Raw genomic sequence first — 7,463 nt, forward strand, 5'->3', positions numbered from 1 at the left:
ATCGGCGCATCTCGAAATATATCAGCGATTATTAAAATATATCGACTTACCGACAGAAACCGACAATAAATAAAAGGAGGCTATTCAAAAACGAGCCTCCTTTTCGTTTAGTACAAAGATTTTGTCATATTATTCCGAATAATTTCAAGGGATTTCGCTACAGTTAATGCGTTTTTTTCTTCAATTTCTGGTTTACGGGGGATAGGTTTATACATGTTGTCTGGATCTTCCCATGTGAGGGGAAGTTCTGTTTCTGCTTGTCCTTTCCAAGCTTCAATCCATTCTGGAGGGAGATAACCTGAGATGTTTTGGATGTTGTTCATTTCGAGCCAAATGAGTGCCCAAGCTCTTGGAACGACGCGCCAATGGTCATAGCCACCACCGCCGACAGCGATCCAGCGACCGTCGCAATATTCATTAGCAATTTCACGAGCGAGTTTCGGTATTTCGCGGTAAATATTCATGGTCGCACAAAGGTGTGTAAGTGGGTCGTAGTAATGTGCATCAGCACCATTTTGCGTTAAAATAATATCCGGTTTAAAGTATGCTGCAACTTCTTTTACAACAGTTCGATATGATTCTAAGAACGATTCATCTTCTGTAAAAGCATCGAGTGGAACGTTAAAAGAATAACTATAACCATTACCTTGTCCACGTTCGTTTACAGCGCCAGTTCCAGGGAATAAATAGCGACCAGTTTCATGTAATGAAATGGTGCATACGTTAGGGTCATCATAAAATGACCACTGTACACCATCACCGTGATGAGCGTCTGTATCAATATATAGGACGCGTAAACCGTATTTCTTCTGAATATACTTCATTGCGATAGAACTGTCGTTATAAATACAAAAGCCAGATGCTTTACCACGGAAGCCATGATGTAAGCCGCCTCCTAAGTTAAGCGCGTGTTTTACTTTTCCGGAAAGAACAGCATCGACAGCTGTTAATGTACCACCAACGAGCAATGCGCTTGCTTCGTGCATATTTGGAAACATCGGTGTATCTTCTGTTCCAAGTCCATATGTCATCGCAATTGATTTTTCTAACTTTCCTTCTCCAGCACGTTTTACCGCATTTATGTACTCCTCTGTATGAACGTAGGCAATCTCTTCATCTGTAGCCATCCGTGGTGAGATGATTTGGGAAGAAGAGATGAAACCGCCCTTTTGTAATAAATCATACGTAAGTGTGACGCGCAGTTGGTTAAAAGGATGATCAGGGCTAAATGAATAGCCCCGAAAGTCATCCGAATAAATAAACGCGCTACTCATGCTTGCATCCCCATGATGTTCGGCCATAATACGCGATAGCCTTCTGCTTCAAGTGCATCAATCACTTTTAGAGGATTCATCGTTTGAATGCGGAAAACAAGTACTTTATCATTCTCATCTTTTGCTGGATAGACGAGAACGCTCACGATATTTATTTGTAAATCACTAAAAATAGCAACGACTTTTCCAAGAATACCAGGTTCGTTTTTTACTTGAATTTCAATTTGTGAACTCGGTTGATGTGCCCCTGTTAATTTCACTAACGTGTGCAGTACTGTAGATTCTGAGATGATACCAACTAACTTACCAGCCTTTGTAACAGGAAGGCAGCCAATTTTATTTTCAAAAAATAAAGTAGCAATTTCCTCAACGAAATCGAGAGGGTGGCAAGTCATTACAGGATGTTTCATAATAAGTTCAAGCGGTTGCTGTAGCATATCGAGTGAAACTTGTTCATCTAGAATAGACGGACTTGCATCTCTTACATCCCGATCAGAAATAATGCCTACGACGTGATTATTTTGATCGACAATTGGAATGTGCCGAATGCCTTTCGTGCGAATCGTTCGGATTGCTGTTTCGATTGTATCGTTTGGATGTAGTGTAACTACATTTTGATTCATAATTTCTTCTACAATCATTCCAGTTGCCCCCTTTATTAATACATAAAACGATTGTGAAAACGTAGACGATCAAAAGCTTGAATAGAATCCGTATCAACGCGTTTACCGATGCGGACCATTAAACAGTTGGCGGGATGTGAACAAATTTCAGGATCGTCTGTAGCCATCCATTGTAACCCGCCGGCATTCATCATCTTTTCCATTACTTTTCGGTATTCCCACACATTCAATCCTGTTTGTTTCAAATCCCAGTGCCAATAATATTCAGTCGTCAATATAATGTAATCTTCCATATAATCGTCCATCATAGAAACCTCTAGTAAGTTCTTTCCGGCAGAACTCCCGCGGAAGGCTGGGACTACTTCAATTGCCCCGAGCTCAATTAAGTTTTCCATTTTTCCTTCTGACCATCGTTCAAGTGGATCAGGATATAAATATGTAACATATCCAACAATCATTTGGTCATGTCTAGCAATAATGAGTCGAGCTTCTGGTAATTTAGAAATTTCGACAATTGCTTTATATTGCTGTTCAGCAGGACGAAATGCAACTAAATCTGGATGAAATTCATACATTTCAAGATTATGTGTAGAGACAGGACCTTCAATAATTAAAGTGCCTTTCGCTGTTTTTAAGTTTCTAGCATTGTATATTTTTTTATGAATCAATGTATTGCTCACCACCTTGAGGGTTTGTGAATCTATTAATATCGTACTTTATAATATATGCGATGTGAATCGAATTTTGTCATTAAAAATTTGTCTAAAAATCAACAAATATACTGAAAATTTTAAATAATATCATTATAATAGATAATAGAATACATAGGAGGGGGATGTAAAGTATGAAAGTAGAAACGCTTCCTGTCATTAAAGGAGAAAATAATTTGCCGAATTATGATGAGGCATACGCGAATTTTAACTGGGAAGAGGTTAATAAAAACTTTACTTGGAATGAAACAGGCCGAGTAAATATGGCGTATGAGGCAATTGATAAGCATGCGAAATCCGATCGAAAGAATAAAGTAGCTCTTTATTATCAAGATGGATCGCGAAAAGAGAAATATACATTTAAGGAAATGAAGGATTTTTCTAATAAAGCAGGGAATGTCCTGAAAAATTATGGCGATGTAGAAAAAGGCGATCGCGTTTTTATTTTTATGCCACGTTCTCCAGAGTTATATTTCGCACTTTTAGGTGCAGTGAAATTAGGAGCAATTGTTGGACCGTTATTTGAAGCATTTATGGAAGGTGCGGTTCGCGATCGTTTAGAAGATAGTGAAGCGAAGGTGTTAATTACAACGCCTGAGTTATTAGAGCGTGTACCATTAAATGATTTACCTGCTTTAAAAACAGTTTTCCTTGTTGGAGATAATGTAGAAGAAGGCGGTAAAACGGTAGCGTTCAATCCTTTATTTGAACAAGCTTCAAAAGAATTACATATTGAATGGTTAGGCCGTGAAGATGGTTTAATTCTTCACTATACGTCTGGTTCTACTGGTAAGCCAAAGGGTGTGCTTCATGCGCAAAATGCAATGGTTCAGCATTATCAAACGGCGAAATGGGTATTAGATTTAAAAGAAGATGACGTATATTGGTGCACAGCTGACCCGGGCTGGGTAACGGGAACTGCTTACGGTATTTTCGCACCGTGGTTAGTTGGAGCGTCAAATGTTATTTTAGGTGGACGCTTTAGTCCAGAAGCTTGGTATGAAGCACTGCAAGATTACGGTGTGACGGTTTGGTACAGCGCACCAACAGCGTTCCGTATGTTAATGGGAGCTGGACAAGACGCAATTAAAAAATACGACTTATCACAAGTTCGTCACGTATTAAGCGTTGGTGAGCCGTTAAATCCAGAAGTAATTCGCTGGGGTATGAATGCATTTGGACTTCGTATTCATGATACGTGGTGGATGACAGAAACAGGTGGACAAGTTATTTGTAACTACCCTTGTATGGAAATTCGCCCAGGCTCAATGGGTAAACCAATTCCAGGTGTGAAAGCAGCGATTGTTGATAATGAAGGAAATGAAGTTCCTCCATACACAATGGGTAACTTAGCAATTGCGAAAGGTTGGCCATCTATGATGCGCGGGATCTGGAATAACCAGCAAAAGTATGAATCTTATTTCATGCCGGGAGATTGGTACGTATCAGGTGACTCTGCCTATATGGATGAAGATGGATACTTCTGGTTCCAAGGACGTATTGACGATGTAATTATGACTTCAGGTGAGCGCGTTGGTCCGTTTGAAGTAGAAAGTAAATTAATCGAGCATGCTGCTGTTGCAGAAGCAGGTGTAATTGGTATTCCTGATCCAGTGCGCGGCGAAATTATTAAAGCATTTATCGCACTTCGAGCAGGATACGAACCATCTGATGAATTAAAAGAAGAAATTCGTCAATTTGTAAAGAAAGGCCTAGCAGCTCATGCAGCGCCAAGGCAAATTGAATTTAGAGATAAATTACCGAAAACGAGAAGTGGTAAAATTATGCGCCGCGTATTAAAAGCGTGGGAGTTAAACTTACCAACAGGTGACTTATCAACGATGGAAGATTAAGAGAGGAAGGTCTGAACGAAACAACGTTCAGACCTTTTTTTATGTTATTATTAACTTATATATATAAGTTGAAGGGGGGAGTATGATGAAAACAGAAAAAGAAAAGATGATACTAGGAGAAATGTACATACCGGCTGATCCAGTTTTAGTACAAGAAAGAGAGCAAGCACGTATATTAACGAGAAAATTAAATGATACGCCAGAAGAGCAATTAAAAGAGCGTAGCGAAATCGTAAAAGAATTATTTGGAACGACAGGAGATAATATTCATCTTGAATCTTCTTTTAGATGTGATTACGGTTATAACATTCACGTTGGCGAAAATTTTTACGCGAACTTTGACTGTACAATTTTAGACGTATGCCCGGTAACAATCGGAGTGAACTGTATGTTAGCTCCAGGTGTTCACATTTATACAGCAACACACCCGCTTGATCCAGTAGAGCGCATAAGTGGATCAGAATACGGAAAACCAGTTACAATTGGCGATAACGTATGGATTGGCGGAAGAGCAATTATTAATCCAGGTGTAACAATTGGAGACAATGCGGTGATCGCATCTGGTGCTGTCGTAACGAGAGATGTACCTAATAATGTAGTAGTTGGCGGGAATCCCGCAAAGATTATTAAAAAAATAAAATAATATGTGAACGAAGTGCCTTCCTCGTCTGTATACATTTGTGAAAGAATAGATGAGGGAGGCTTTTTTATGTCTAATAAATTACTTCTTGCGACGTTGTAAAGGATTGACAAGAAGAGAAACCGGACCTCTATTTGACACGCCTATATAAATGATGGTATAAAGAAAAGTATATGAATAATTGAGCGTGGAAAGGGAGAAGTAGTGATCATTTCCCTGTTTTAGAGAGCTGATGGTCGGTGAAAATCAGCACATAGATGATCGCGAATTACGCCCCTAGAGCATCTTTTTTCGATTGAATTGTATTCAAAAGGGAAAAGACGGTGCTAAGCCGTTATGTAAATAAGGTGGTAGGCTTTTTTGCCTGCAACTAGGGTGGTAACGCGATAATCAAAATCGTCCCTTATTTGAAGGGGCGATTTTTTTATGTTTTCAACCTTCACGCCAGTAATGAACTTAAAGGAGAGTATGTAGGATATGGGTATTTTACAAGATCTTGAATTTCGCGGTCTAATTAATCAGCAAACAGATGCTGAGGGCCTTGAGCAATTATTAGAAAAAGAAAGCGTTAAATTATACTGTGGTTTCGATCCGACAGCAGATAGCTTACACATCGGTCATATGTTACCAGTATTAATGTTACGTCGTTTCCAATTAGCTGGTCACCAACCAATCGCACTTGTTGGTGGTGGTACTGGTATGATTGGTGACCCAAGTGGTAAAAAAGCAGAGCGTACATTAAATACGAAAGATACAGTTGCTTACTACACAGAAAGCATTAAAAACCAACTTTCAAACTTCTTAGAGTTCGAAAACGTGGACAACCCAGCAACAATGGCTAACAACTATGACTGGCTTGGTAACTTAGATGTAATTTCATTCTTACGCGATATCGGTAAAAACTTCGGTTTAAACTATATGTTAGCAAAAGATACAGTAGCATCTCGTTTAGAAACTGGTATTTCATTCACTGAGTTCAGTTACATGATTTTACAATCATACGACTTCTTAAACTTATACCAACACCATAATTGCCGTCTGCAAATCGGTGGTAGTGACCAATGGGGTAACATTACAGCTGGTCTTGAATTAATCCGTAAATCAGAGGAAGATGCGAAAGCATTCGGTTTAACAATTCCACTTGTTACTAAATCTGACGGTACGAAGTTTGGTAAAACAGAAGGTGGCGCAATTTGGTTAGACCCAGAGAAAACAACTCCTTACGAGTTCTACCAATTCTGGATTAACACAGATGACCGCGATGTTGTTAAATACTTAAAATACTTCACATTCTTATCTCATGAAGAAATTCTTGAGCTTGAAAAGCAAGTAGCTGAAGCGCCAGAAAAACGTGCAGCACAAAAAGCATTAGGTTCTGAAATGACAAAACTTGTTCACGGCGAAGAAGCATTAGAGCAAGCAATCAAAATTTCAGCTGCACTATTCAGCGGTTCTGTAGCAGAACTAACTGCAAGCGAAATTGAACAAGGATTCAAAGACGTACCATCTGTAGAACGTACTGCAGAAGATACAGTATTAATCGACTTACTTGTAGAAAGCAAAATCTCTCCATCAAAACGTCAAGCACGTGAAGATGTAACGAACGGCGCAATCTACGTAAACGGTGAGCGTACACAAGCGTTAGACTACGTTGTAACAGAAAACGACCGCATCGAAGGTAAATTTACAATCATTCGCCGCGGTAAGAAGAAATATTTCTTAATTCGTTACTAATAAATAAAAAGCTTTGGGGAAATTCCTCAAAGCTTTTTTGTTTTAATCTCCTTTTCGAGTTCATACGGAAATCACATGTAAGCGGTATGATAAATGTATAACAACTAGAAAGGAGTGGTAAAACAAAATGTCACTAGAAGCGCTCATTATTTTTTCTTTGCTAAATGCGGGTCAGCTTGCAGAGAATTCGAAGGTTGATATACATAAAGAGCAGAAAGATGCTTATGTATATGTTCAAAAAGAGGAAAATAAATAACTTTATTTTATATATAAACTTCAAAAGCCAATCCATTTGAAGTGCACCCCAATTGTTAGACACAGTCTAACAATTGGAGGTGCATTTTTTATGGCTAAATTTTCTTCAAAAGAAAAAAACCAAGCGGTGAAACGATATTTAGATGGTACAGAAAGTAGAAAAATAATTGCTAAATCTATAGGAGTTAACCCTAGCGTACTTCGTGAGTGGATTAGACGATATGAGTCTTCAGGTGAAAAGGCCTTTGAAAAGTGCTATACATTCTACCCAGCCCAGTATAAACTAGATGTACTTTATTATATGAATGAACACGGGACATCTATCAGAGAAACAGCAGCACTTTTCAATATACCGTCTTATGAAACACTTCGGA

8 protein-coding genes and 1 other annotated feature are annotated in these 7,463 nt (G+C 38.7%); of the genes, 5 read left to right on the forward strand and 3 right to left on the reverse strand.

What is annotated here, in order from left to right; genetic code table 11:
- Positions 1-107: 107 nt before the first annotated feature.
- Genes acuC through acuA form a run of 3 tightly spaced genes read right to left on the reverse strand, consistent with a single transcriptional unit; the run spans position 108 to position 2,565 of the window.
- On the reverse strand, positions 108-1,274 hold the full coding sequence (gene acuC, locus ATL10_RS27865; RefSeq protein ID WP_082187973.1) for an acetoin utilization protein AcuC: 1,167 nt from the start codon (positions 1,272-1,274) through the stop codon (positions 108-110).
- On the reverse strand, positions 1,271-1,915 hold the full coding sequence (locus tag ATL10_RS27870; protein WP_000634583.1) for an acetoin utilization AcuB family protein: 645 nt from the start codon (positions 1,913-1,915) through the stop codon (positions 1,271-1,273). The genes acuC and ATL10_RS27870 overlap by 4 nt, the downstream gene beginning before the upstream one ends.
- A 17-nt stretch (positions 1,916-1,932) precedes the next feature.
- Positions 1,933-2,565 (reverse strand): acetoin utilization protein acetyltransferase AcuA, encoded by a 633-nt coding sequence (acuA, locus tag ATL10_RS27875; protein WP_110497941.1) that lies wholly within the window; start codon positions 2,563-2,565, stop codon positions 1,933-1,935.
- 176 nt (positions 2,566-2,741) lie between these two features.
- Between acuA and acsA the strand changes: the two genes are divergently transcribed.
- The 5 genes from acsA to ATL10_RS27900 form a co-directional block, all read left to right on the forward strand.
- Positions 2,742-4,460, forward strand: coding sequence for an acetate--CoA ligase (acsA, locus tag ATL10_RS27880; RefSeq protein ID WP_000862049.1), 1,719 nt, complete (start codon positions 2,742-2,744; stop codon positions 4,458-4,460).
- 82 nt (positions 4,461-4,542) lie between these two features.
- Positions 4,543-5,103, forward strand: a complete 561-nt coding sequence (locus tag ATL10_RS27885) for a maltose acetyltransferase domain-containing protein (protein ID WP_075718471.1) — start codon at positions 4,543-4,545, stop codon at positions 5,101-5,103.
- Between the two features lie 176 nt (positions 5,104-5,279).
- Positions 5,280-5,507, forward strand: a binding site (T-box leader).
- A 70-nt stretch (positions 5,508-5,577) separates the two neighbouring features.
- Positions 5,578-6,834, forward strand: a complete 1,257-nt coding sequence (gene tyrS, locus ATL10_RS27890) for a tyrosine--tRNA ligase (protein ID WP_000512081.1) — start codon at positions 5,578-5,580, stop codon at positions 6,832-6,834.
- 127 nt (positions 6,835-6,961) lie between these two features.
- Complete coding sequence (locus ATL10_RS27895; protein WP_000050940.1) at positions 6,962-7,090, forward strand: hypothetical protein; 129 nt, start codon at positions 6,962-6,964, stop codon at positions 7,088-7,090.
- Positions 7,091-7,180: 90 nt separating this feature from the next.
- Positions 7,181-7,463, forward strand: a 283-nt coding sequence (locus ATL10_RS27900) for a helix-turn-helix domain-containing protein (RefSeq protein WP_142670018.1), incomplete at its 3' end; no start/stop codon positions are given.

Source organism: Bacillus sp. 196mf (assembly GCF_003217275.1).
GTDB lineage: Bacteria > Bacillota > Bacilli > Bacillales > Bacillaceae_G > Bacillus_A > Bacillus_A thuringiensis_S.